Genomic DNA, 21,932 nt, shown 5'->3' with positions numbered 1-21,932 from the left:
TGATATGAGCCCCCTGGTTCTGCTGGCGGCGGAGGAGGCCGAAAACCCCCTCATCCCGCCGATCCCAGAGCTCGTCATCGGCCTGATCGCCTTCGTCATCGTCTTCGGCTTCCTCGCCAAGAAGCTCCTTCCGAACATCAACAAGGTTCTGGAGCAGCGCCGCGAGGCGATCGAGGGCGGTATCGAGAAGGCCGAGGCCGCGCAGACCGAGGCCAAGAGCGTTCTGGAGCAGTACAAGGCCCAGCTCGCCGAGGCCCGGCACGAGGCCGCGCGCCTGCGCCAGGAGGCTCAGGAGCAGGGTGCCGCGCTCATCACCGAGATGCGGGCCGAGGGCCAGCGGCAGCGTGAGGAGATCATCGCTGCCGGTCACGCCCAGATCGAGGCCGACCGCAAGGCCGCCGCGTCCGCGCTCCGCCAGGACGTCGGCAAGCTCGCCGTCGACCTGTCCGGCAAGCTCGTCGGCGAGTCCCTCGAGGACTACGCCCGGCAGAGCCGCGTGATCGACCGCTTCCTCGACGAGCTCGAGGAGAAGGCAGAGGCCACGCGATGAACGGAGCGAGCCGCGAGGCACTGGCAGCCGCACGGGAGCGTCTTGACGCGCTGACGGACTCCACGTCCGTGGACGCCGCTCGGCTCGCCGACGAGCTGGCGGCCGTCACCGCGCTGCTCGACCGCGAGGCCGGCCTGCGCCGGGTGCTCACCGACCCGGCGCAGCCCGGTGAGGCCAAGGCCGAACTGGTCCGGCGGCTGATCGGCGCACAGGTCAGCGGCGAGACCGCCGACCTGGTGGCCGGCACCGCCCGCGCCCGCTGGTCGCAGAACCGCGACCTGGTGGACGCGCTGGAGGAGCTGGCGGACATCGCCGACCTCACCGCCGCGGAGAAGGCGGGCACGCTCGACGACGTCGAGGACGAGCTGTTCCGGTTCGGCCGGATCGTCTCCTCGAGCACCGCACTGCGCGCCGCGCTCACCGACCGCAAGGCCGGCGCCGCCGCCAAGGTCGAGCTGCTGCACCGGCTGCTCGGCGGCCGGGCCCGGCCCGCCACCGAGCGACTGGTGACGCGCCTTGTCACCGCCCCGCGGGGACGTAGCCTGGAGACGGGACTGGAGTCCCTGTCCAAGCTGGCCGCCGAGCGGCGCAACCGCCTGGTCGCCACCGTCACCTCGGCGGTGCCGCTGAGCGAGCCGCAGAAGCAGCGCCTGGGCGCCGTCCTCGCGAAGCTCTACGGCCGCCGGATGCACCTCAACCTGGACGTGGACCCCGCGGTCCTCGGCGGCATCCGGGTGCAGGTCGGCGACGAGATCATCAACGGCTCCCTCGCGGACCGGCTGGACGAGGCCGCTCGCCGCATGGCGGGCTAGCAGCACCACACACAAGCAGCACGCAGTACATACGGCCCTGGTTGGGCCGTGCAGAGGATTCACCTCTCATTGGGGGGAGTCCCCGACTCGTGGAATACCCCCCAAGTGAAACTTCGGGCCCAACAAGGAGAGCAGGGAACCCAGATGGCGGAGCTCACGATCCGGCCGGAGGAGATCCGGGACGCGCTGGAGAACTTCGTCCAGGCGTACAAGCCGGACGCGGCCTCGCGCGAGGAGGTCGGTACGGTCACCGTCGCCGGCGACGGTATCGCCAAGATCGAGGGTCTTCCCTCGGCCATGGCGAACGAGCTGCTGAAGTTCGAGGACGGCTCTCTCGGTCTCGCACTGAACCTGGAAGAGCGCGAGATCGGTGCGGTCGTCCTCGGTGAGTTCAGCGGCATCGAGGAGGGTCAGCCGGTGCGGCGCACCGGCGAGGTCCTGTCCGTCGCGGTCGGCGAGGGCTACCTCGGCCGCGTCGTCGACCCGCTCGGCAACCCGATCGACGGCCTCGGCGAGATCGAGACCGACAGCCGGCGCGCCCTCGAGCTGCAGGCCCCCACGGTCATGCAGCGCAAGTCGGTGCACGAGCCGATGGAGACCGGCTACAAGGCCGTCGACGCGATGACCCCGATCGGCCGCGGTCAGCGTCAGCTGATCATCGGCGACCGCCAGACCGGCAAGACCGCCCTGGCCGTCGACACGATCATCAACCAGCGTGACAACTGGCGCACCGGCGACCCGAAGAAGCAGGTCCGCTGCATCTACGTCGCCATCGGCCAGAAGGGCTCCACCATCGCGTCGGTCCGCCGCGCGCTGGAGGAGAACGGCGCGCTGGAGTACACGACCATCGTCGCCGCCCCGGCGTCCGACCCGGCCGGCTTCAAGTACCTGGCGCCGTACACCGGCTCGGCCATCGGCCAGCACTGGATGTACCAGGGCAAGCACGTCCTGATCATCTTCGACGACCTCTCGAAGCAGGCCGACGCCTACCGCGCCGTGTCCCTGCTGCTGCGCCGTCCGCCGGGCCGCGAGGCCTACCCGGGTGACGTCTTCTACCTGCACTCCCGTCTGCTGGAGCGCTGCGCCAAGCTCTCCGACGAGATGGGCGCCGGTTCGATGACCGGTCTGCCGATCGTCGAGACCAAGGCCAACGACGTCTCGGCGTTCATCCCGACCAACGTCATCTCCATCACCGACGGCCAGTGCTTCCTGGAGTCGGACCTGTTCAACGCCGGTCAGCGCCCCGCGCTGAACGTCGGTATCTCCGTCTCCCGGGTCGGTGGTTCCGCGCAGCACAAGGCGATGAAGCAGGTCTCCGGCCGACTGCGCGTCGACCTCGCCCAGTTCCGTGAGCTGGAGGCGTTCGCCGCCTTCGGTTCCGACCTGGACGCCGCGTCGAAGTCGCAGCTGGAGCGCGGTCAGCGGATGGTGGAGCTGCTGAAGCAGAGCCAGTACCAGCCGATGTCCACCGAGGACCAGGTCGTCTCCGTCTGGGCCGGCACCACCGGCCGGATGGACGACGTGCCGGTCGCCGACGTCCGCCGCTTCGAGCGCGAGCTGCTGGAGTACCTGCACCGCAAGGAGCAGGGCCTCATGACCTCCATCCGCGAGGGCGGCAAGATGTCCGACGACACGCTGACGGCCGTCGCCGACGCCATCGTGGACTTCAAGAAGCAGTTCGAGACCTCGGACGGCAAGCTGCTCGGCGAGGACACTCCTGCCGCTGCCGCCAAGTGACGTAAGGAAGGGACCTGACTCATGGGAGCCCAGCTCCGGGTCTACAAGCGTCGCATCCGATCCGTCACCGCGACCAAGAAGATCACCAAGGCGATGGAGATGATCGCCGCCTCGCGCGTCGTCAAGGCGCAGCGCAAGGTGGCGGCCTCCACGCCCTACGCGACCGAGCTGACGCGCGCGGTCACGGCGGTGGGTACGGGGTCGAACACCAAGCACCCGCTCACCACGGAGGCGGAGAACCCCGTCCGTGCCGCGGTCCTGCTCCTCACGAGCGACCGCGGTCTGGCCGGAGCCTTCAACTCCAACGCCATCAAGGCGGCCGAGCAGCTGACCGAGCGCCTCGAGCGCGAGGGCAAGCAGGTCGAGACGTTCATCGTCGGCCGGCGCGGTGTCGCCCACTACAACTTCCGTGAGCGCAAGGTCGCGGAGTCGTGGACGGGCTTCACCGACGAGCCGACGTACGCGGACGCCAAGAAGGTGGCGGCGCCTCTGATCGAGGCCATCGAGAAGGAGACGGCGGACGGCGGCGTGGACGAACTCCACATCGTCTACACCGAGTTCGTCTCGATGATGACGCAGACGGCACTCGACGCACGGCTGCTGCCGCTGCGCCTCGAGGAGGTGGCGCAGGAGAGGCCCAAGGGCGAGATCCTGCCGCTGTACGACTTCGAGCCGTCGGCGGAGGACGTCCTCGACGCCCTGCTGCCCCGCTACGTGGAGAGCCGCATCTACAACGCGCTGCTCCAGTCGGCCGCTTCGAAGCACGCCGCCACGCGGCGCGCGATGAAGTCGGCCACCGACAACGCGGGCGAGCTGATCAACACGCTCTCCCGTCTTGCCAACGCGGCCCGCCAGGCCGAAATCACCCAGGAAATCAGCGAGATCGTCGGTGGCGCCAGCGCCCTCGCCGACGCGACCGCGGGGAGTGACCGCTAATGACCACCACTGTTGAGACCGCGACGGCTACGGGCCGCGTCGCCCGGGTCATCGGCCCGGTCGTCGACGTGGAGTTCCCCGTCGACGCGATGCCGGAGATCTACAACGCCCTGCACGTCGAGGTGGCCGACCCGGCCAACGCCGGCGAGAAGAAGACGCTGACCCTGGAGGTCGCCCAGCACCTGGGTGACGGCCTGGTCCGCACCATCTCCATGCAGCCCACCGACGGTCTGGTCCGCCAGGCCGCCGTCACCGACACCGGTACGGGCATCAGCGTCCCGGTCGGCGACTTCACCAAGGGCAAGGTGTTCAACACCCTCGGTGAGGTGCTGAACGTCGACGAGCGGTACGAGGGCGAGCGCTGGTCCATCCACCGCAAGGCCCCGAACTTCGACGAGCTCGAGTCGAAGACCGAGATGTTCGAGACCGGCGTCAAGGTCATCGACCTGCTGACCCCGTACGTCAAGGGCGGCAAGATCGGTCTGTTCGGCGGTGCCGGCGTCGGCAAGACGGTGCTCATCCAGGAGATGATCTACCGCGTCGCCAACAACCACGACGGTGTCTCCGTGTTCGCCGGTGTCGGCGAGCGCACCCGTGAGGGCAACGACCTCATCGAGGAGATGTCGGACTCCGGCGTCATCGACAAGACCGCGCTGGTCTTCGGCCAGATGGACGAGCCCCCGGGCACCCGTCTGCGCGTGGCCCTGGCCGGTCTGACCATGGCGGAGTACTTCCGCGATGTGCAGAAGCAGGACGTGCTGTTCTTCATCGACAACATCTTCCGCTTCACGCAGGCCGGTTCCGAGGTGTCGACCCTGCTCGGCCGCATGCCCTCCGCGGTGGGCTACCAGCCGAACCTGGCCGACGAGATGGGTCTCCTCCAGGAGCGCATCACCTCGACCCGCGGTCACTCGATCACCTCGATGCAGGCGATCTACGTCCCCGCGGACGACCTGACCGACCCGGCCCCGGCCACCACCTTCGCCCACCTCGACGCGACGACGGTGCTCTCCCGTCCGATCTCCGAGAAGGGCATCTACCCGGCCGTGGACCCGCTGGACTCCACGTCCCGCATCCTGGACCCGCGCTACATCGCGCAGGAGCACTACGACACCGCCATGCGGGTCAAGACGATCCTGCAGAAGTACAAGGACCTCCAGGACATCATCGCGATCCTCGGTATCGACGAACTCGGCGAGGAGGACAAGCTCGTCGTCCACCGCGCCCGTCGGGTGGAGCGCTTCCTGTCCCAGAACACCCACGTCGCCAAGCAGTTCACCGGCGTGGACGGTTCGGACGTGCCGCTGGACGAGTCGATCACCGCATTCAACGCGATCTGCGACGGCGACTACGACCACTTCCCCGAGCAGGCGTTCTTCATGTGCGGCGGTCTCGAGGACCTGAAGGCGAACGCGAAGGAGCTGGGCGTCTCCTGACCCGGGCGACCGCCTGAGTCGTGAGAGGGGGCGGGCGCGTCCCGCCCCCTCTCCCACGCCTACTAGAATTGACCCCAACACCCGGCACTACCGCCGGGTGGTGACCCGAGGAGCCACCCTTGGCTGCTGAGCTGCACGTCGAGCTGGTCGCCGCCGACCGCCAGGTCTGGTCCGGCGAGGCCACCCTGGTCGTCGCGCGCACCACGTCCGGCGACATCGGCGTCATGCCCGGTCACCAGCCGCTGCTCGGTGTGCTGGAGTCGGGCCCGGTGACCATCCGTACGAGTGATGGTGGAACGGTCGTCGCCGCGGTGCACGGCGGTTTCATCTCGTTCGCGGACGACAAGCTGTCGCTGCTGGCCGAGATCGCCGAGCTGTCGGACGAGATCGATGTCCAGCGCGTGGAGCGCGAGCTGGAGCGCGCGAAGGCGGAGGGTGACGCCTCCGCCGAGCGCCGGGCGGACGTACGACTCCGCGCGGCGGCGGCGCGCTGACCCCAGCGCCGTGTGACGACGTCCCTCAGCCGCGGCCGGCACCGGAGCAATCCGGTACCGGCCGCGGCTGAGGCGAATGTGGAAGTTTTTTCCGTTCCATTACCTAGGAGACGAGGAGGTCGGTGCCGATGGTCCTCGCTCTGACTGTGTGCGGGGTCGTGGTCGCGCTCGTGGTGGTGGGACTGTTCCTGTTCGGTCTGCGGCGCAGGCTGATCCAGCGGTCCGGCGGCACCTTCGACTGCTCGCTGCGCTGGGACGTGCCCGAGAAGCCGGAGACCGGCGGCAAGGGCTGGAGCTACGGCGTCGCCCGCTACAACGGCGACCGCATCGAGTGGTACCGCGTCTTCTCCTACGCGCTGCGCCCCCGCCGGGTGCTGGAGCGGGCCGCGATCGAGGTCGCCGGCCGCCGGCTGCCCGACGGCGAGGAGGAGCTGGCGCTGCTCTCCGACGCGGTGGTCCTCGCCTGCACGCACCGGGGCACGCGGCTGGAACTGGCCATGAGCGAGGACGCGCTGACCGGGTTCCTCGCCTGGCTGGAGGCGGCGCCGCCCGGACAGCGGGTCAACGTGGCGTAGCCACACTCACTCTCCCCGGCCGGGGCCGGAGGGAGCGAATGTGGCTACGCGGGTGTCGCGGTGTGCCGCCGGCGGCCTACGACAGTCCGCTGTTGATGGCGCTCACCAGTTCACCGTTGCTGGTGTCACCGCTGAACTCCCAGAAGAACGCGCCGCCCAGCCCCTGGTTCTTGGCCCAGGCCATCTTGGAGGCGATGGTGGCGGGGGTGTCGTACGACCACCAGTTGGTGCCGCAGTGGGCGTACGCCGTGCCCGCGACGGTGCCGGTGGCCGGGCAGGACGTCTTGAGAACCTTGTAGTCCTCGATGCCCTGCTCGTAGGTGCCCGCCGCGGGGCCGGTGGCCGTGCCGCCCGGGGCGTCCTGGGTGACGCCGGTCCAGCCGCGGCCGTAGAAGCCGATGCCGATGAGCAGCTTGTTCGCGGGGACGCCGATCGCCTTGAACTTGGCCATCGCGTCGGCGGTGGTGAAGCCCGCGATCGGGATGCCGGAGTACGAGGTGAGCGGGGAGTGCGGGGCGGTCGGGCCCTTGGCGTCCCAGGCACCGAAGAAGTCGTACGTCATCACGTTGTACCAGTCGACGTACTGGGCGGCGCCCGCGTAGTCGGCGGCCTCGATCTTGCCGCCGGCCGAGCCGTCCGCGGTGGTGGCCGCGGTGATCAGGTTGCCGGAGCCGAACTTGGCGCGCAGCGCCTGCATCAGGTTCTTGTAGGCGGCGGCACCGCTGGTGTCGCAGCTGAGCCCGCAGGCGTTGGGGTACTCCCAGTCGATGTCGATGCCGTCGAAGACGTCGGCCCAGCGCGGGTCCTCGACGAGGTCGTAGCAGGACTGGGCGAAGGCGGCCGGGTTCTTCGCGGCCTCACCGAAGCCGCCGGACCAGGTCCAGCCGCCGAAGGACCACAGCACCTTGATGTTGGGGTACTTCGCCTTCAGCTCGCGCAGCTGGTTGAAGTTGCCGCGCAGCGGCTGGTCCCAGGTGTCGGCGACGCCGCTGACGGACTGGTCGGCGGTGAAGGCCTTGTCGTAGTCGGCGTAGGAGTCGCCGATCGCGCACTTGCCGCCGGTGACGTTGCCGAAGGCGTAGTTGATGTGCGTGATCTTCGCGGCCGAGCCGGACGTCACCAGGTTCTTGACGTTGTAGTTGCGGCCGTAGATGCCCCACTCGGTGAAGTAGCCGAGCTTGACCTTGGAGCCGCCGGTGGGCGGGGGAGTGGTGGTGCCGCCGGTGGTGTGCACCGCGACCGCGCCGCTGACCGGGCCGGTCTGGCCGGCCGTGTCACGGGCCTGCACGGTGTAGGAGTAGTCCGTGCCGGCGCTGAGCCCGGTGTCCGTGTAGGAGGTCGTGGTGACGGTGGCGACCGCCTTGCCGTCGCGCAGGACGTCGTAGTTCTTGACGCCCTTGTCGTCGGTGGCCGCGCCCCAGCTGAGCTTCACCGAGGTGTCGGTGACGCCGGAGGCGGCCGGGGTACCGGGGGCGGAGGGCGCAGCGTCGCCGGGCACCGTGGTGCCGTCGCAGCTGTCGCCGTTGAGCTTGCAGTTCGACGGGTTGCCGGAGCCGGTGCCGTTGAAGCCGAAGGAGACGGTGGCGCCGGGGGCGATGGAGCCGTTGTAGGACTTGTTCTTGGCCGTCCAGTGGGTGCCGGAGGACGTGACGTCCGCGTCCCAGGCCGAGCCGACGGACGTGCCGGTGGGGAAGTCCCACTCCACGGTCCAGGAGCTGATGGAGCTGGTGCCGGTGTTCTTCACGGTCCACTGGCCGCCGAAGCCGGTGCCCCAGTCACTGGTCTTGGTGAAGGTGGCGGTCGCGTTGGCCGCGGCCTGGGCGGGGCTCGCGAGACCGACCAGACCGGCCAGCGGGAGCAACAGGGTCGCGAACCCTGCCGCGGCTCTGTGTCTGAAGCGCATGCTGCGCCTCCCTCGTGTCGGGGATGGCGTGGGCATGACTGAGCCTTCATGCCCACAGTGCCGCGAGAATAGAAAGGTCTGGACCACAGGTCAATAGGTCTGGACCACTCCCGCACGCCATCCCCCGGGCGGCGCCGGTTCAGCAACTGCCTTTCCGGCGCCGCCGATTGCCCTCCAGGCGCGCCCGGCCCCGGCTGTCCGCCGGTGCCTCAGCGCTCCCCGCCCGGGACCCACAGCACGTCGCCGGTCTCCGTGTTCGCCGCGCGGGCCAGGATGAACAGCAGGTCGGACAGCCGGTTGAGGTAGGTCGCGGTGAGCGGGTTCATGATGTCGCCGTGCGCCTCCAGGGCCGCCCAGGTGGAGCGCTCGGCCCGCCGTGCCACCGTGCAGGCCTGGTGCAGCAGCGCGGCGCCCGGCGTACCGCCCGGCAGGATGAAGGAGCGCAGTTTCTCCAGCCGCTCGTTGAAGCGGTCGCAGTCCGCCTCCAGCTTGTCGATGTAGAACTGCTCGACCCGCAGCGGCGGGTACGCCGGGTCCTCGGCGACCGGCGTCGACAGGTCGGCGCCCACGTCGAACAGGTCGTTCTGGACGCGGGTGAGCACCCCGGTGATCTCCTCGTCCAGGTTGCCCAGCGCGATCGCGGTGCCGATCACCGCGTTGGCCTCGTTGGCGTCCGCGTACGCCGAGATCCGCAGATCCGTCTTGGCGACCCGGCTCATGTCGCCGAGGGCGGTGGTGCCCTGGTCGCCGGTCCTGGTGTAGATGCGCGTCAGATTGACCATGGGGCCAGCGTAGTTAGGCGCCCGGCGTCCGCACGACCCGTGTGCCCGTTGTCACGGCCCGCCCCCGCCCGCGGCCGCCGCGGCGCCCGCGGAAGCGGCGCCCGCGGCCGTCCGCAGCAGGCGCGTCACCCCTGCGGGCGAGCGGCCGCGGGGGCCGTCCCGGCGGGCGTGCGGCGGCCAACTACGCCGTCCGTGGCGTGTTCTGACCCCTGCCGGTGTGATGTCCGTCAGATGAGACGTGACGCGCGTTACTTACCGGTCACACAGCCCCTCACGAGCGCTATCGTCCGCCGAAGAGGCTTACGTAAACAGCGTGTAAGGGGAGTCGGAGTGGCACGGAAGCTCGCCGTCATCGGGGCCGGTCTCATGGGTTCCGGCATCGCCCAGGTCGCCGCGCAGGCAGGCTGGCAGGTCGTCCTGCGCGACGTCACCGACGAGGCCCTCAGGCGCGGTACCGACGGCATCAAGGCCTCGTACGACAAGTTCGTCGCCAAGGGGAAGATGGAGGCGCACGACGCCGACACCGCCCTGGCCCGCATCACCGCCACGACCGACCTGGACGCCGCCGCCGACGCCGACGTCGTCGTCGAGGCGGTCTTCGAGAAGCTGGAGGTCAAGCACGAGATCTTCCGCGTGCTCGACAAGCTCGTGCGCGAGGACGCCGTGCTCGCCTCCAACACCTCCGCCATCCCGATCACCAAGATCGCGGCCGTCACCGAGCGCCCCGAGCGCGTGGTCGGCGTGCACTTCTTCTCCCCGGTGCCGATGATGCAGCTCGTCGAACTGGTCCGCGGCTACAAGACCAGCGACGAAACCCTGGCCACCGCCCGGGAGTTCGCCGAGTCCGTCGGCAAGACCTGCATCGTCGTCAACCGGGACGTGGCCGGCTTCGTGACGACCCGTCTCATCTCGGCGCTGGTGGTCGAGGCGACCAAGCTCTACGAGTCCGGGGTGGCCACCGCCGAGGACATCGACCTCGCCTGCAAGCTGGGCTTCGGGCACGCCATGGGCCCGCTGGCCACGGCCGACCTCACCGGCGTCGACATCCTGCTGCACGCCACCGGCAACATCTACACCGAGTCGCAGGACGAGAAGTTCGCCCCGCCGGAGCTGATGCGCCGGATGGTTGACGCCGGTGACATCGGGCGCAAGAGCGGGCAGGGCTTCTACACGTACTGATCGCACGTACGTCGAGGCACTGACCCCGCACAGTCCCCGGGAGCTTCACCCCCTGGGGTGAATTCGGTATCGGTTCGCTCACAAGCAGCAACCGCTCTGCCGCTGGAGCAGTCAGACGGTGCACAGCATCGTCACGCCAGTACGCCGCCGCACTCACGGGGAGCGCATATGCACATCAGGGGCGACCACGCCGAGCTGGTCGTCGGGGGCCGCCTCGACGTCCGCAGCGCGGCGGACGCCCGTACGGCCCTGCACACGGCCGTCGACGACGGAGTCGGCGACCTGGTGCTCGACCTGTCCGAACTGGACTCCTGGGACGCCACCGGACTCGGCGTGATCATGGGCGCCCACCGGCGGGCCGGCCGCTGCGGCCGCCGGCTGGTGCTGCGCGGCGTACCGCCGCAGATGCAGCGCCTGCTGGTGGCCACCCGGCTGCACCGGATCCTGGCCATCGAAGGCGGTATCGGCGTGGAGTCACTGCCCCGCGTGTGACCTCCGCTACGGGTGTGAACCGCGCGGTCGGGGAGACCCGGACGCACGGCACGCACCCGCACGTCACGCGCAATCCTCATGAGACTGTGACGTCTCGGGCGGGGCGGTACCCCGGGCTGTCGGAGATACTGAGCGAAGGTTTAGGGTTCGGTCGCCCGCTCCCCGAGCAACCCTCGAGCGGGCCCGGACCAGAAGCGACAGCGCGGTGTGCAGCAGGCCGGGAGGGGCCGGACACGGGCGGCACACGACGCTTTTGGGGGCTTTGACCTATGGACCCGACCAACCGGGGACCCGAGGAGTACGGCCGGGACGGTGACGGCCTCGCGCCGCGCCAGCGCCCGCAGCGGGAACCCCTGACACCCGACTTCGCCCCGGGACCGAACACCGTCGCCCGCACGGTGCGCCTCGTCTCGGGAGACAGCCTGCTCACGGTCAACCCCGTGGACGGCAGCGAGATAGAGCCCTGCCCGCCCGCCGAGCGGCCCGGCAGACCCGAGAAGCGCACCCCGGCCGAGCGCGCCGCGGCCGAACGCGCCGCCCGGCCGTCCGTACCGCCGGGCCCCGCCCGGCCGGCACTGCCGCTCCTCGAACGGCAGGACGAACGCGAGCGCCTCGTCCGGCTGCTGGCCCGCGGCCGCTCCGTACGCCTCACCGGGCCCGGGGGCAGCGGCCGCACCGCGCTGCTCGACCTCGTCGCCGAGGACTGCGCCGACCTCGCCCCCGACGGCGTGATCCGCCTCAGCGGCCACCACCGCACCGCCACCGACCTGCTGCACGACCTCTTCCACGCCGCCTACCGCGCCCCCCTGCACCGTCCCGCACCGGACGAGCTGCTCGGCCTGGTCCGCGAGATCGGCGCGGTCGTCGTCCTGGACGACCTGGAGTTCGGCGGCGCCGGCCTGGACGAGCTGATCGACGCCACCCCCGAGTGCGCCTTCCTGCTGGCCGCCACCCCGGACGTGCCCGCACCCTCCGCCGACTCGGCCGTCGAGGAGGTCTTCCTCACCGGACTGGACCGGGCGGCGGGCGTGGAACTGCTGGAGCGCGCCGTCGGCCGGGTCCTGACCGAGGAGGAGGCCAACTGGGCCGGCGACCTCTGGTTCGAGTCCGAGGGCCTGCCGCTGCGCTTCGTCCAGGCAGGCGCCCTGCTGATCCAGCGCGACCAGCTGCGGGTCAGCGCCGGCGCGGTGGACGAGTTCGGCGTCTTCGAGGACGTACGGCACTCCCTCGACGAGCCGTTCGACGCCGTCCCCGAGGACGCCGAGGACGTGCCGCTGCCCTCCCTCGGCGACGCCGCCGCGCCCGCGCCGCTGCTCGCCTCCCGGCTGAGCCCCGCCGCCCGCGCCACCCTGCGCTTCGCCGTCGCCCTCGGCGGCGAGGTCCCGCACCAGGCGCACCTGCCCGCGCTGGTCGGCGACACCCACGCCGACGCCGCCCTGGGCGAACTGGCGGGCTGCGGCCTGGTCTCCCCGACGGGCACCCGCTACCGCCTCGCGGCCGGCGTGCGGACCCAGCTGGAGGCCGCCGGGTACGGCGCGGACGCCGACGCCCACGCCCTCACCGCCGCCCAGCACTACGCCTGGTGGGCCGGGCACCCCTCGGTCACCCCCGAGCGGGTGTGCGCCGAGGCCGACGCCGTGCTGTGCGCACTGGCCGCCCTGGTGCCGGCCACCGAAGCGCCCGCCGAGGACGAGGAGAACACCGCCGTACGGCTCGCCCGCACGGCGGCGCCCGCCTTCGCCGCGGGACTGCACTGGGGCGCCTGGGAACGGGCGCTGCGCGGCGGCGCCGAAGCCTCCCGGCTGGCCGGCGAGGTGTCCGAACAGGCCTACTTCCACCACGAGCTGGGCATCCTCGCGCTCTGCGGAGGACAGCTCGACCGGGCCCGCGCCGAGCTGGAGGCCTCCATCGGGCTGCGCGGCGCCCTCGCAGACAAGCGCGGCACCGTCGCCGGACGGCGCGCCCTGGCCCTGGTCGCCGACCGCTCCGGGGACGTGCCCGGGCCGGCGGCGACGGCCGCCGAGGAAGCGCTCGACGTCCGGCACGAGGATCCGTCGTCCCCCGCGCGCGGCGTCCCGGCGCCCTGGCCGGCCGTCACCGACCCGCTGGTCGTGCACCGCGCCGGGACGGCCCCGGCGCCGCCCGAGAGCGGCGGCCTGCGGCGGCTGGCCCGGCGCAACATGGTCGCGGTCGGCTCCGGCGCGCTGCTCGCGGCCGTCCTGGGCACGGTCGTCACGCTCGGCATGACCGGCGACGACAAGGCCGGCGACCCGGCCCGCAACGTCAGCGTCAACCCGTCCGCCAGTCAGGACACCGGCGACGGCGGCACGGACGCCGACCCGGGGCAGGAGCCCGGTAGCAGCGGCACCACCGGCGGGAAGGCAGGCGCCGGCGCCGGTGTCACGACGGCCCGCCCGACCGACCCGGGCCCCGACGGCACCTACGGCACCGCGGACGACCCGACGCCGGTACCCGCTCCGCGCACCCCGTCCGGCGAGCCCAGCGGCACGAAGGCATCGGACGGTCCGAGCCCGACCCGTACGTCGTCGAAGCCGGCGACGAGCAGGCCGCCGACGACCAGGCCCACCAAGGTGACGACCACCCCGACGGACTCCGCCACGCCGAGCGAGTCCGCGACACCCACCGAGACGCCCACCCCGAGCCCGACGACCACCGACTCGGCCGGCGGCAGCACCGGGAGCGCCCCGACCGCGTCCAGCGGCACCGTGAGCGCACCGGCGAGCGGCGGCGGGCCGACGGTGGGCGACGGGGGCCCGCTGATCTGATCCGCCGGACCGCCGCGGGCCGCGGCGGTCAGAACAGCCGCAGCTTGTCGTCCTCGATGCCGCGCAGGGCGTTGTAGTCGAGGATCTGGCAGCCGATGCCGCGGTCGGTGGCGAGAACGCGGGCCTGGGGCTTGATCTCCTGGGCGGCGAACACGCCCCGGACCGGGGCGAGATGCGGATCGCGGTTCAGCAGCTCGAGGTAGCGGGTGAGCTGCTCGACGCCGTCGATCTCGCCGCGGCGCTTGATCTCGACGGCGACCGTCCGCCCCTCGGCGTCCCGGCACAGGATGTCTACCGGTCCGATCGCCGTCATGTACTCGCGGCGGATGAGCGTGTAGCCCTCGCCGAGCGTCTCGATGCGGTCGGCGAGCAGTTCCTGGAGGTGCGCTTCCACGCCGTCCTTGATCAGGCCGGGATCGACACCCAGTTCGTGCGAGGAGTCGTGCAGGACCTCCTCCATGGTGATGATCAGCTTCTCGCCCGCTTTGTTGATCACCGTCCAGACGCCCGCCTCGTCACCCGCACCCTCCTTCAGCGTGCAGGGCGGGGACATCCAGTTGAGGGGCTTGTACGCCCGGTCGTCCGCGTGGATGGAGACGCTGCCGTCCGCCTTGACCAGGATCAGGCGCGGCGCCGAGGGAAGGTGGGCGGTGAGCCGGCCGGCGTAGTCGACCGAGCACCGGGCAATGACGAGACGCATGGTCGGCAACGCTACTTCACGCGCATCGCTGCGCGCGATTCGCCCTGGAATCCGCTGTTCATCTCGGGTCCCCAGCTGGCCGATTGTGGGCGCAACCGGACCGTTTCATATACGCAATCTGCTGGTGTGGTCACCGACCGTTGCCTACCGTAGAGAACGGGAGGTCGCGATGCGTGTACGGAGTGTGTCCACCGTCGCGGACTCCCTCATCTGTCCGCCAACCCCTGCTGTCCGGGGGTGCGAGAGGAGAACCCATGTCGCTCGACGTCTCACCGGCCCTACTCGAACAGGCCGAGCGAGGCGAGGTCGACGACGCAGCCTTCGTCGACTGCGTCCGGACCTCCCTGCCCTACGCATGGGAGATGATCAGCTCTCTGGTGGCCCAGCTGAAGGTGGACGGCGGCCAGTTCGCCGACAACCAGACGCCCCCGCCGGACGAGCAGGCACGCGGTCAGCTGCTGCGCGCGCTCGCGAGTGATGCCATTCGCGGCGCGCTGCAGCGGCACTTCGGTGTGCGGCTGGCCTTCCAGAACTGCCACCGGGTGGCGGTGTTCCCGCTCGACGCCTCGGTCGACGAGACGCTCGCCCGGTTCACGTCGGCGCGCAACCAACTGCTCAACCAGTCCCCGGAACTGCGGGACTGCTGACGCGGCGCTCCGGGGCCGCTGACGCGGTGATCCGCTTGCTTGCCGCTCCGTACGCGGGAGGTGCGATCGGTACAGGGGCGGCAAGCCTTCGCGCGGACGGCGCCGCCGGCCGGCCGGTGCGGCCGGTCAGCGCAGCTGGGGCAGTACCTCGGCGCCCAGCCGCCGTACGGTGTCCTCCGTGGCCGCGAGGTCGCCCGAGCCCTCGACCAGCAGGGCGAAGCGGGTGATGCCGGTGCGCTCCGAGGTCGCGGCGAGCCGGTCGGCGCACAGCCGGGGCGGGCCCACCGGGTGCAGCCCGCAGAGGAGTTCGGTGTAGGCGAGCGGGTCGCGCATCGCCCGCACCCGGTCGTCGACCGTCACATGGGCCTCCAGGCCCTGCTTCAGCCAGCCCGGCATCGCCTTCGTCAGCGTCTCCACGGCGGCCGTGCGCCGGTCGGCGATCTGGCAGACCCCGGCGGAGACGTGGGCCGCGTCCGCGATCTCCCCGGCCGGCCGTCCGGCCGCGCGCGCGTGCCGCCGCCACAGGGCGGTCATCTCGGCCTTCTCCTCGTCCCCGATGTGCATCCCCAGCAGCATCGGCAGTCCGCGCTCGGCGGCGAGGCGGACGCTCGCCGGTGAGGTGCAGGCCACGATCACCTCCGGCCCCGGGGTCTCCGTCAGCGCCTGGGAGGGGCGGGGGACGACGGGCACCTCGCGGAAGGCGTACCGCGGCCCCGAGGCGCCGACCGCGCCGTCGCGCAGCCAGCGCACCAGCAGATCGAGTGATTCGGGGAACCCGTGCTCGTACGCCCCGAGGCCCGCGCCGAACACCTCCAGGTCCACCCACGGCCCGCCGCGGCCCACGCCCAGGCTGAACCGGCCGCCGCTCGTCACGTGCAGCAGCGCGGCCTGTTCGCCGAGGGCGACCGGGTGCGCCGTGGGCAGCACGCTGACCGCCGTGCCCACCCGGATGCGGCGGGTGCGTCCCAGCAGCAGCGCGGCCAGGGTGACGGCCGACGGACAGGTGCCGTACGGCACGAAGTGGTGCTCGGCCAGCCACACCGCGTCCAGCCCGGCCTCCTCGGCGACCTCCGCGGAGCGGACCGCCCGGTGCAGGGCCTCTCCCTGGCCCTGGCCCGGGAACTGGGCGGCCAGCACAAAACTGCCTACGTGCATCGCGATTCCTGCTTCCTTGGCTCCCCGACCGGAGCTCCCCCGCCCGGCATAACCGCGCGACACGTGACGAGGACACGGCCTGGCGAAGGGATTTGCGGATTGTCTGCAGAATAGGTGGCCCCGGAGGGGGACTTGTCAGGGTTGGTTCCCCCGCGGGCCCCGGCCGGGGCCGCGTAGGCTGGACGCAGCCCCCTGCTCCCTGTATACCCCGAGAGGTGTCCCGTGTCCCCGCGCCGCAACCGACCCAAGGGCCCGAACGGAGCGGTCGCGTCCGGCCGGAGCGCGGAGGACGACCGCGCCGGCCGTTACGGCGGCTGGCAGTCGACAGAGAGCTGGCGGGGCGAGGAGTGGAGCGTGCGCCATGTCGCCGGGGCCGGCGCGGCGGGCAAGACCTACCGCTGTCCCGGCTGCGACCAGTTGATCCCCTCCGGCGTCCCGCACGTGGTGGCCTGGCCGGAGCACGCGGGGATCGACGACCGCCGGCACTGGCACAAGGCCTGCTGGAACGCCAAGGACCGCCGCACCACGCGGGTGCAGCGGTCCCGTAACGCGCCGAGGTTCTAGGGTCTCGCGAGCGGAGTCAGCGGCTCACACGTCCCGCTTCTCCAGCAGCGCCCACGCGCCCGCGAACACCGCCGCGGTGACGCCCAGCATGATCCACAGCGGGTCCCAGCCGGAGGGGCCGGACTCGCTGAGGGAGTTGGAGTAGAAGACGCTCATCTGGTTGGGGATCGAGTACTCCAGCAGCGCCGAGCGGACCTTCTCCAGGGACGAGGCGAACATGAACAGCGCGATCACCAGCGGGGCGAGCAGCGTGCCGATCATGATCGTGATGGCGCCCGCCGAGTGCCGGATGACCGAGCCGATGAGCAGCGACAGCAGCCCCAGCAGCGCGATGTAGAGGCTCACGCCGACCGTGGCCTTCAGCCACTCCTGTCCCGTGGGGGTGCGGGCGGTGCCGTCCAGCATGGCCGCCTGCACCATGGCGACGAAGGAGGAGGCGGCCAGGGTGACCACGAAGGCGACCGCGAAGAACACGATGGCCTTGGCGCCCAGCACCCGCAGCCGCGTCGGGCAGGCCGTCATGGTGGTGCGGATCATGCCCGTGCCGTACTCCGAGGCCGTGGTCAGCACGCCCAGCGTCATGATGCACATGCTGCCGAGCAGCAGGCCGAAGAAGCCCAGGGACAGCGGGTTCTCGCCGGACATGTCCGAGGACGAGGAGTTGCTGACCAGCGCGCCGGCCAGCATGCCGATGCCGACGACGAGCAGCAGGAACACCCCGAGCGTCCAGAGCGTGGAGCGCACGGACTTGATCTTCGTCCACTCGGAGGCCAGCGCGTGCCCGAGGTGGGTGCGCACCACCGGGATGGGGGAGGTGTATCCGGAGTACGACCCGCCGGGCGCGGCGGTGCCTGCCTGCGGCATCGGGGGCTGGTGGGTGCTCATCGGGCGTCCTCGGGCATGGTCGGGTCGGCGGAGACGGGCAGGGACGGTTCCGCGGGGGCTGCGGGGGCTGCGGGCGTCGCGGGGGCCTGCGCCGGCGGCTGCGGGTGCGCGGCCGGGGCGGCGGCGGGCGGCCCGGCCTGCGGGGCCTGGAAGGCCTGCGGGGCCGGGTGGGCGTAGGGGTTCGGTGCCCCGGGGGCGGCGTAGGGGTTCGCGGGCGGAGCGCCGTAGGGCGCCGCGGGCGCGCCGGGGTGCGGCATGCCGAACGGGGCGCCGCCGTGCTGGGGCGGCGGCGGGGCGTACCAGCCGGGCTGGCCCTGGCCGGGAACCGGCATCGGCGGCTGGGCGCCGGCCGGCAGCGGTTGCTGCAGGCCCGCCCGCTGGTCGGTGCTGGAGCGGTAGTCGACGGCGCCCTGCGTCATGCGCATGTACGCCTCCTCCAGCGAGGCCTGGTGCGGCGACAGCTCCCACAGCCGTACGTCCGTCTGGTGCGCCAGGTCGGCGATGCGCGGCAGCGGCAGCCCGGTGACGCGCAGGGCGCCGTCCTGCTCGGGCAGCACGTGGCCGCCCGCCTCGGTGAGCGCGGAGGTCAGCTTCTCGCGCAGCTGGGGCTCGGTGTCGGGCGTGCGCACGCGCGCGAAGTCGGCGGAGTTGGCCGAGATGAAGTCGGTCACGCTCATGTCGGCGAGCAGCTGGCCGCGCCCGATCACGATGAGGTGGTCGGCGGTCAGCGCCATCTCGCTCATCAGGTGGGAGGAGACGAAGACCGTGCGGCCCTCCGCCGCCAGCGCCCTCATCAGGTTGCGCACCCACAGGATGCCCTCGGGGTCGAGGCCGTTGACCGGCTCGTCGAACAGCAGCACCTGGGGGTCGCCCAGCAGGGCGGCGGCGATGCCGAGGCGCTGGCCCATGCCCAGCGAGAAGCCCTTGGACCGCTTGCGGGCCACGTCCTGGAGCCCGACGACGCCGAGCACCTCGTCCACCCGGCGGGCCGGGATGCCGGAGAGCTGGGCCAGGCTGAGCAGGTGGTTGCGGGCGTGCCGGCCGCCGTGCACGGCCTTGGCGTCGAGCAGGGCGCCGACCTGGCGCGGGGCGTTGGGCAGCTTGCGGTACGGGTAGCCGCCGATCGTGACCGAACCGGCGCTGGGGTTGTCCAGGCCCAGGATCATCCGCATCGTCGTGGACTTGCCCGAGCCGTTGGGCCCGAGGAAGCCGGTCACGGCACCCGGTCGTACGTGGAAGGAAAGGTCGTACACGGCGGTCTTGTCGCCGTAGCGCTTGGTCAGGCCGACAGCCTCGATCATGCTCCGCACCCATCGAAAGGTTCAGGACAGCGGGGCACACGCCCCCGTAAGGGTTAGGAGGATAACGGGGCGCTGACGGTTCCGCCCAAGGGAAAGCAAAGGCCAAGGCTCTACGGCCGGTGATCCCGGCCGGAACCCGGTGGCGGGCGGCCGTCCGGCGGTCCGGTTACGCGTCGCGCCTGCGCAGCAGCACATACCCCCCGGCCAGCGCGGCGAGCACCCACAGCACCATGATGCCGAGGCCGCCCCAGGGGCCGTAGGGGGTGTCGTCGCCGATCCGGGGGACCACCCGCATGATCCGGCTGCCCGCCTGGTCCGGCAGGAAGCGTCCGATCCTCTTCGTGGCGTCGACGTTGCCGAGGATGGTGGAGATCAGGAAGAAGAACGGCATCAGGATGCCCAGCGACAGCATCGGCGAGCGCAGCATCGTGGCCACGCCCATCGAGAACATGGCGATGAGTGTCATGTAGAGGCCGCCGCCGGTCACCGCCCGCAGCACGCCGGGATCGCCGAGGTAGGTGCGGTGCGGACCCAGCACGGCCTGCCCGAGGAAGAAGGCGGCGTAGCTAGTCGCCATGCCGACCACCAGGGCGAGCGCGGTGGCCACCGCGAGCTTGCTGAACAGGAAGGTGCCGCGGCGCGGGACGGCCGCCAGCGAGGTGCGGATCATGCCGGTGCTGTACTCGTTCGACACCACCAGCACCCCGAACACGATCATCGCGAGTTGCCCGAGGCTCATCCCGGCGAAACTGACGTACGTCGGATCGAAGGAGAGCCGGTCCCGCACGGGCATCCGGTCGAACTGGCTCCTCGACAGCGCCGAGATCAGCATGCCCAGCGCCAGGGTGACCACCACGGCCAGGGACAGCGTCCACACCGTGGACGCCACCGACCGGATCTTGGTCCATTCGGAGCGGATGACCCGCAGGGCCGCCATGGCGTCAGACCCTCTCGCCCGACGTGCCGCGCCGGCCGGCGCCCCAGCCCGGCGGCCCCGGCGCGGGGGTGCCGGCCTCGTGCGCGTGGTACTCCACCGACCCCGCCGTCAGCCGCATGAACGCCTCCTCCAGCGAGGCCTGGCGCGGACTCAGCTCGTGCAGGGTGATCCCGTACTGGGCGGCCAGCTCCCCGATCCGCTCGCCGTCACCGCCGTCCACCTCCATCGCCCCGCCGCCCGTCTGCACCACCGTGAGGCCGGCGCGTTGCAGCACGTCGAGCAGCCGCTCGCGCTGCGGGCTGCGCAGGCGCACGTACGACCGGGAGTTCTGCCGGATGAAGTCGGCCATGGAGGTGTCCGCGAGCAGCCGCCCCTGCCCGATGACCACCAGATGGTCCGCGGTCAGCGCCATCTCGCTCATCAGGTGGCTGGAGACGAACACCGTCCGCCCCTGCGCCGCCAGGGACTTCATCAGGGTGCGGATCCAGTGGATGCCCTCGGGGTCGAGGCCGTTGACCGGCTCGTCGAACATCAGGATGCGCGGATCGCCGAGCAGCGCGCCCGCGATGCCGAGGCGCTGCCCCATGCCCAGCGAGAACCCCTTGGCCTTCTTGCGGGCCACCGCGGTGAGCCCCACGGCGTCCAGCACCTCGTGCACCCGGCGGGTGGGGATGCCGTTGCTCTGCGCCAGGCACAGCAGGTGGTTGAAGGCGCTGCGCCCGCCGTGCGTCCCCTTGGCGTCCAGCAGGGCGCCGATGTACGTCAGCGGGTCCTTCAGCCGGGCGTAGTGCGTGCCGTCGATACGGACGTCACCGCTGGTGGGGTGATCGAGGCCGAGGATCATCCGCATGGTGGTGGACTTCCCCGCCCCGTTGGGTCCGAGGAAGCCGGTGACGAGGCCCGGGCGGACGGCGAAGGTCAGGTCGCTGACCGCCAGCTTCTCGCCGTACCGCTTGGTCAGCCCCGCCAGCTCGATCATGCGACCACGCTAGAACGGGACAAAGCCCCCTGCCACCGGGAACAGGGGGCAGGGGGCGGGGTGCCTCGAGCGGGTCCGCGCTCAGCGGGACTGCTGCGCCGGGACGCCGCGCGAGATCGGCTCGTCCTCGGCCGGCGTGCTCGCGGCGGCGACCGCCGCGCCGGTCAGCGTGGCGAGCATCTCGCGGACGTTCGTCAGCTGGGCGTTGATGGAGTCGCGGCGGTTGGTCAGCGCGGCCAGCTCGCGCTCGGATTCCGAGCGGATGCGGTCGGCCTTGGCGTTGGCGTCGGCCACGATGTCCTCGGCCTGGCGCTGAGCGGTCTCCACCGTCTGGCGGGCGCGGCGCTCGGCGTCGGTGCGCAGCTTCTCCGCCTCCAGCCGCAGCTGCTCGGCGCGGTGCTCGATCTCGGCGAGGCGCTTCTCCGCCTTCTGCTGACGCGAGGCCAGGTCGCGCTCGGACTGCTCGCGGCGCTTGGCCAGGTTGGTCTCGAAGTCGGCGGCGGCCTGCGCGGCCTTGGCGCGGGTCTCCTCGAAGAGGGCGTCCGCCTCCTCACGCTTGGACTGCGCGTCCTTCTGCGCCTCGGAACGCAGCTGGGAGGCGTCGCTCTTGGCCTTCTCGACGATCCGGACGCCCTCGTCCTCGGCCTTGGACTTGCGCTCGGCCGCGAACGACTCCGCGTCGTTGCGGACCTGCTGGGCCGCCGACTCCGCGAGTTCACGGTGCTGCTCGGCGGCGCGCCGGGCCTCCTCGCGCAGGTCCTTGGCCTCTTCCTCGGCGAGGCGCAGGATCTTCTCCACGCGTGCCCCGAGCCCGGCGTACGACGGCTCGGCGTCGGTGATCTGGGCCTGGGCGTTCTGCGTCTCGAGATGCAGCTCCTCGATGCGCTTTTCCAGAGCGGTGATGCGGGCGAGAGCGCTGTCACGGTCGGAGACGAGCTTGGAGATTCGTTCGTCCACCTGAGCGCGGTCGTATCCACGCCGCACAAGCTCGAAGCCGTAGGGGGAAGTGTCGCTCATGGGGTTCCTGTCGAATGAGACCGGTGAGGTGATAGGTGGAATCCTAGGCGCCGAAGCGGTGTGTC

The 21,932-nt window shown here is 71.4% G+C and carries 21 protein-coding genes; 12 read left to right on the top strand and 9 right to left on the bottom strand.

From position 1 onward, the window contains the following. Positions 1-4: 4 nt before the first annotated feature. The 7 genes from ACZ6CZ_RS24370 (at position 5) to ACZ6CZ_RS24340 (ending at position 6,540) form a co-directional block, all read left to right on the top strand. Positions 5-550, top strand: a complete 546-nt coding sequence (locus ACZ6CZ_RS24370; protein WP_469024837.1) for a F0F1 ATP synthase subunit B — start codon at positions 5-7, stop codon at positions 548-550. Then, positions 547-1,362, top strand: a complete 816-nt coding sequence (locus tag ACZ6CZ_RS24365) for a F0F1 ATP synthase subunit delta (protein ID WP_469024834.1) — start codon at positions 547-549, stop codon at positions 1,360-1,362. The genes ACZ6CZ_RS24370 and ACZ6CZ_RS24365 overlap by 4 nt, the downstream gene beginning before the upstream one ends. Before the next feature lie 144 nt (positions 1,363-1,506). Beyond that, positions 1,507-3,099: a F0F1 ATP synthase subunit alpha gene (atpA, locus tag ACZ6CZ_RS24360; protein ID WP_469024831.1), complete on the top strand. Its 1,593-nt coding sequence runs from the start codon at positions 1,507-1,509 to the stop codon at positions 3,097-3,099. A gap of 21 nt (positions 3,100-3,120) precedes the next feature. Then, positions 3,121-4,035 (top strand): F0F1 ATP synthase subunit gamma, encoded by a 915-nt coding sequence (locus tag ACZ6CZ_RS24355; RefSeq protein WP_469024829.1) that lies wholly within the window; start codon positions 3,121-3,123, stop codon positions 4,033-4,035. Further along, complete coding sequence (atpD, locus tag ACZ6CZ_RS24350; RefSeq protein ID WP_469024827.1) at positions 4,035-5,471, top strand: F0F1 ATP synthase subunit beta; 1,437 nt, start codon at positions 4,035-4,037, stop codon at positions 5,469-5,471. The genes ACZ6CZ_RS24355 and atpD overlap by 1 nt, the downstream gene beginning before the upstream one ends. A gap of 119 nt (positions 5,472-5,590) precedes the next feature. Beyond that, positions 5,591-5,965: a F0F1 ATP synthase subunit epsilon gene (locus tag ACZ6CZ_RS24345; RefSeq protein WP_469024825.1), complete on the top strand. Its 375-nt coding sequence runs from the start codon at positions 5,591-5,593 to the stop codon at positions 5,963-5,965. Between the two features lie 128 nt (positions 5,966-6,093). Further along, positions 6,094-6,540 carry a DUF2550 domain-containing protein gene (locus ACZ6CZ_RS24340; RefSeq protein WP_469024822.1) on the top strand — a complete coding sequence of 149 codons (447 nt, stop codon included), beginning with the start codon at positions 6,094-6,096 and terminating at the stop codon, positions 6,538-6,540. A 76-nt stretch (positions 6,541-6,616) separates the two neighbouring features. Here the strand turns inward: ACZ6CZ_RS24340 and ACZ6CZ_RS24335 are convergent, their stop codons facing one another. Beyond that, positions 6,617-8,443 (bottom strand): glycosyl hydrolase family 18 protein, encoded by a 1,827-nt coding sequence (locus ACZ6CZ_RS24335; protein ID WP_469024819.1) that lies wholly within the window; start codon positions 8,441-8,443, stop codon positions 6,617-6,619. Between the two features lie 209 nt (positions 8,444-8,652). After that, complete coding sequence (locus ACZ6CZ_RS24330; RefSeq protein WP_469024817.1) at positions 8,653-9,225, bottom strand: cob(I)yrinic acid a,c-diamide adenosyltransferase; 573 nt, start codon at positions 9,223-9,225, stop codon at positions 8,653-8,655. 330 nt (positions 9,226-9,555) lie between these two features. Here ACZ6CZ_RS24330 and ACZ6CZ_RS24325 point away from each other — a divergent pair, with 330 nt between their 5' ends. The 3 genes from ACZ6CZ_RS24325 to ACZ6CZ_RS24315 all read left to right on the top strand — a co-directional run bounded on the left by ACZ6CZ_RS24325 (position 9,556) and on the right by ACZ6CZ_RS24315 (position 13,682). After that, entirely contained in the window at positions 9,556-10,404 is an 849-nt protein-coding gene (locus ACZ6CZ_RS24325) for a 3-hydroxyacyl-CoA dehydrogenase family protein (RefSeq protein WP_469024814.1), read from the top strand. Between the two features lie 168 nt (positions 10,405-10,572). Beyond that, the gene (locus ACZ6CZ_RS24320; RefSeq protein WP_469024811.1) at positions 10,573-10,896 is read left to right on the top strand and encodes an STAS domain-containing protein; all 324 of its coding nucleotides are present in this window, start codon (positions 10,573-10,575) and stop codon (positions 10,894-10,896) included. 269 nt (positions 10,897-11,165) lie between these two features. Then, positions 11,166-13,682 carry an ATP-binding protein gene (locus ACZ6CZ_RS24315; RefSeq protein ID WP_469024808.1) on the top strand — a complete coding sequence of 839 codons (2,517 nt, stop codon included), beginning with the start codon at positions 11,166-11,168 and terminating at the stop codon, positions 13,680-13,682. Between the two features lie 28 nt (positions 13,683-13,710). Here ACZ6CZ_RS24315 and nucS read toward each other — a convergent pair whose 3' ends face one another. Beyond that, positions 13,711-14,382, bottom strand: a complete 672-nt coding sequence (nucS, locus tag ACZ6CZ_RS24310; RefSeq protein WP_469024805.1) for an endonuclease NucS — start codon at positions 14,380-14,382, stop codon at positions 13,711-13,713. Between the two features lie 254 nt (positions 14,383-14,636). Here nucS and ACZ6CZ_RS24305 point away from each other — a divergent pair, with 254 nt between their 5' ends. Then, positions 14,637-15,029, top strand: coding sequence for an SCO5389 family protein (locus tag ACZ6CZ_RS24305; RefSeq protein ID WP_469024803.1), 393 nt, complete (start codon positions 14,637-14,639; stop codon positions 15,027-15,029). 126 nt (positions 15,030-15,155) lie between these two features. Here ACZ6CZ_RS24305 and ACZ6CZ_RS24300 read toward each other — a convergent pair whose 3' ends face one another. Continuing rightward, positions 15,156-16,184, bottom strand: a complete 1,029-nt coding sequence (locus tag ACZ6CZ_RS24300) for an LLM class flavin-dependent oxidoreductase (RefSeq protein WP_469024800.1) — start codon at positions 16,182-16,184, stop codon at positions 15,156-15,158. A 222-nt stretch (positions 16,185-16,406) separates the two neighbouring features. Here ACZ6CZ_RS24300 and ACZ6CZ_RS24295 point away from each other — a divergent pair, with 222 nt between their 5' ends. After that, positions 16,407-16,748 carry an ATP/GTP-binding protein gene (locus ACZ6CZ_RS24295; protein WP_469024797.1) on the top strand — a complete coding sequence of 114 codons (342 nt, stop codon included), beginning with the start codon at positions 16,407-16,409 and terminating at the stop codon, positions 16,746-16,748. A 24-nt stretch (positions 16,749-16,772) separates the two neighbouring features. On the opposite strand, the gene ACZ6CZ_RS24290 is transcribed toward ACZ6CZ_RS24295, so the two are convergent. The 5 genes from ACZ6CZ_RS24290 to ACZ6CZ_RS24270 form a co-directional block, all read right to left on the bottom strand. After that, positions 16,773-17,633, bottom strand: a complete 861-nt coding sequence (locus ACZ6CZ_RS24290; RefSeq protein WP_469024795.1) for an ABC transporter permease — start codon at positions 17,631-17,633, stop codon at positions 16,773-16,775. Continuing rightward, on the bottom strand, positions 17,630-18,934 hold the full coding sequence (locus tag ACZ6CZ_RS24285; RefSeq protein ID WP_469024792.1) for an ABC transporter ATP-binding protein: 1,305 nt from the start codon (positions 18,932-18,934) through the stop codon (positions 17,630-17,632). The genes ACZ6CZ_RS24290 and ACZ6CZ_RS24285 overlap by 4 nt, the downstream gene beginning before the upstream one ends. A gap of 166 nt (positions 18,935-19,100) precedes the next feature. Beyond that, a complete protein-coding gene (locus tag ACZ6CZ_RS24280; RefSeq protein ID WP_469024789.1) occupies positions 19,101-19,871 on the bottom strand; it encodes an ABC transporter permease in 771 nt (256 codons plus the stop codon). A 4-nt stretch (positions 19,872-19,875) separates the two neighbouring features. Next, positions 19,876-20,850, bottom strand: coding sequence for an ATP-binding cassette domain-containing protein (locus ACZ6CZ_RS24275; protein ID WP_469024786.1), 975 nt, complete (start codon positions 20,848-20,850; stop codon positions 19,876-19,878). A gap of 81 nt (positions 20,851-20,931) precedes the next feature. Further along, on the bottom strand, positions 20,932-21,867 hold the full coding sequence (locus tag ACZ6CZ_RS24270) for a cellulose-binding protein (protein WP_469024783.1): 936 nt from the start codon (positions 21,865-21,867) through the stop codon (positions 20,932-20,934). Positions 21,868-21,932: the final 65 nt, after the last annotated feature.

The sequence above is a fragment of the Streptomyces sp. NPDC041135 genome (genome assembly GCF_055592085.1).
This window is presented reverse-complemented; position numbering and strand designations above follow the sequence as displayed.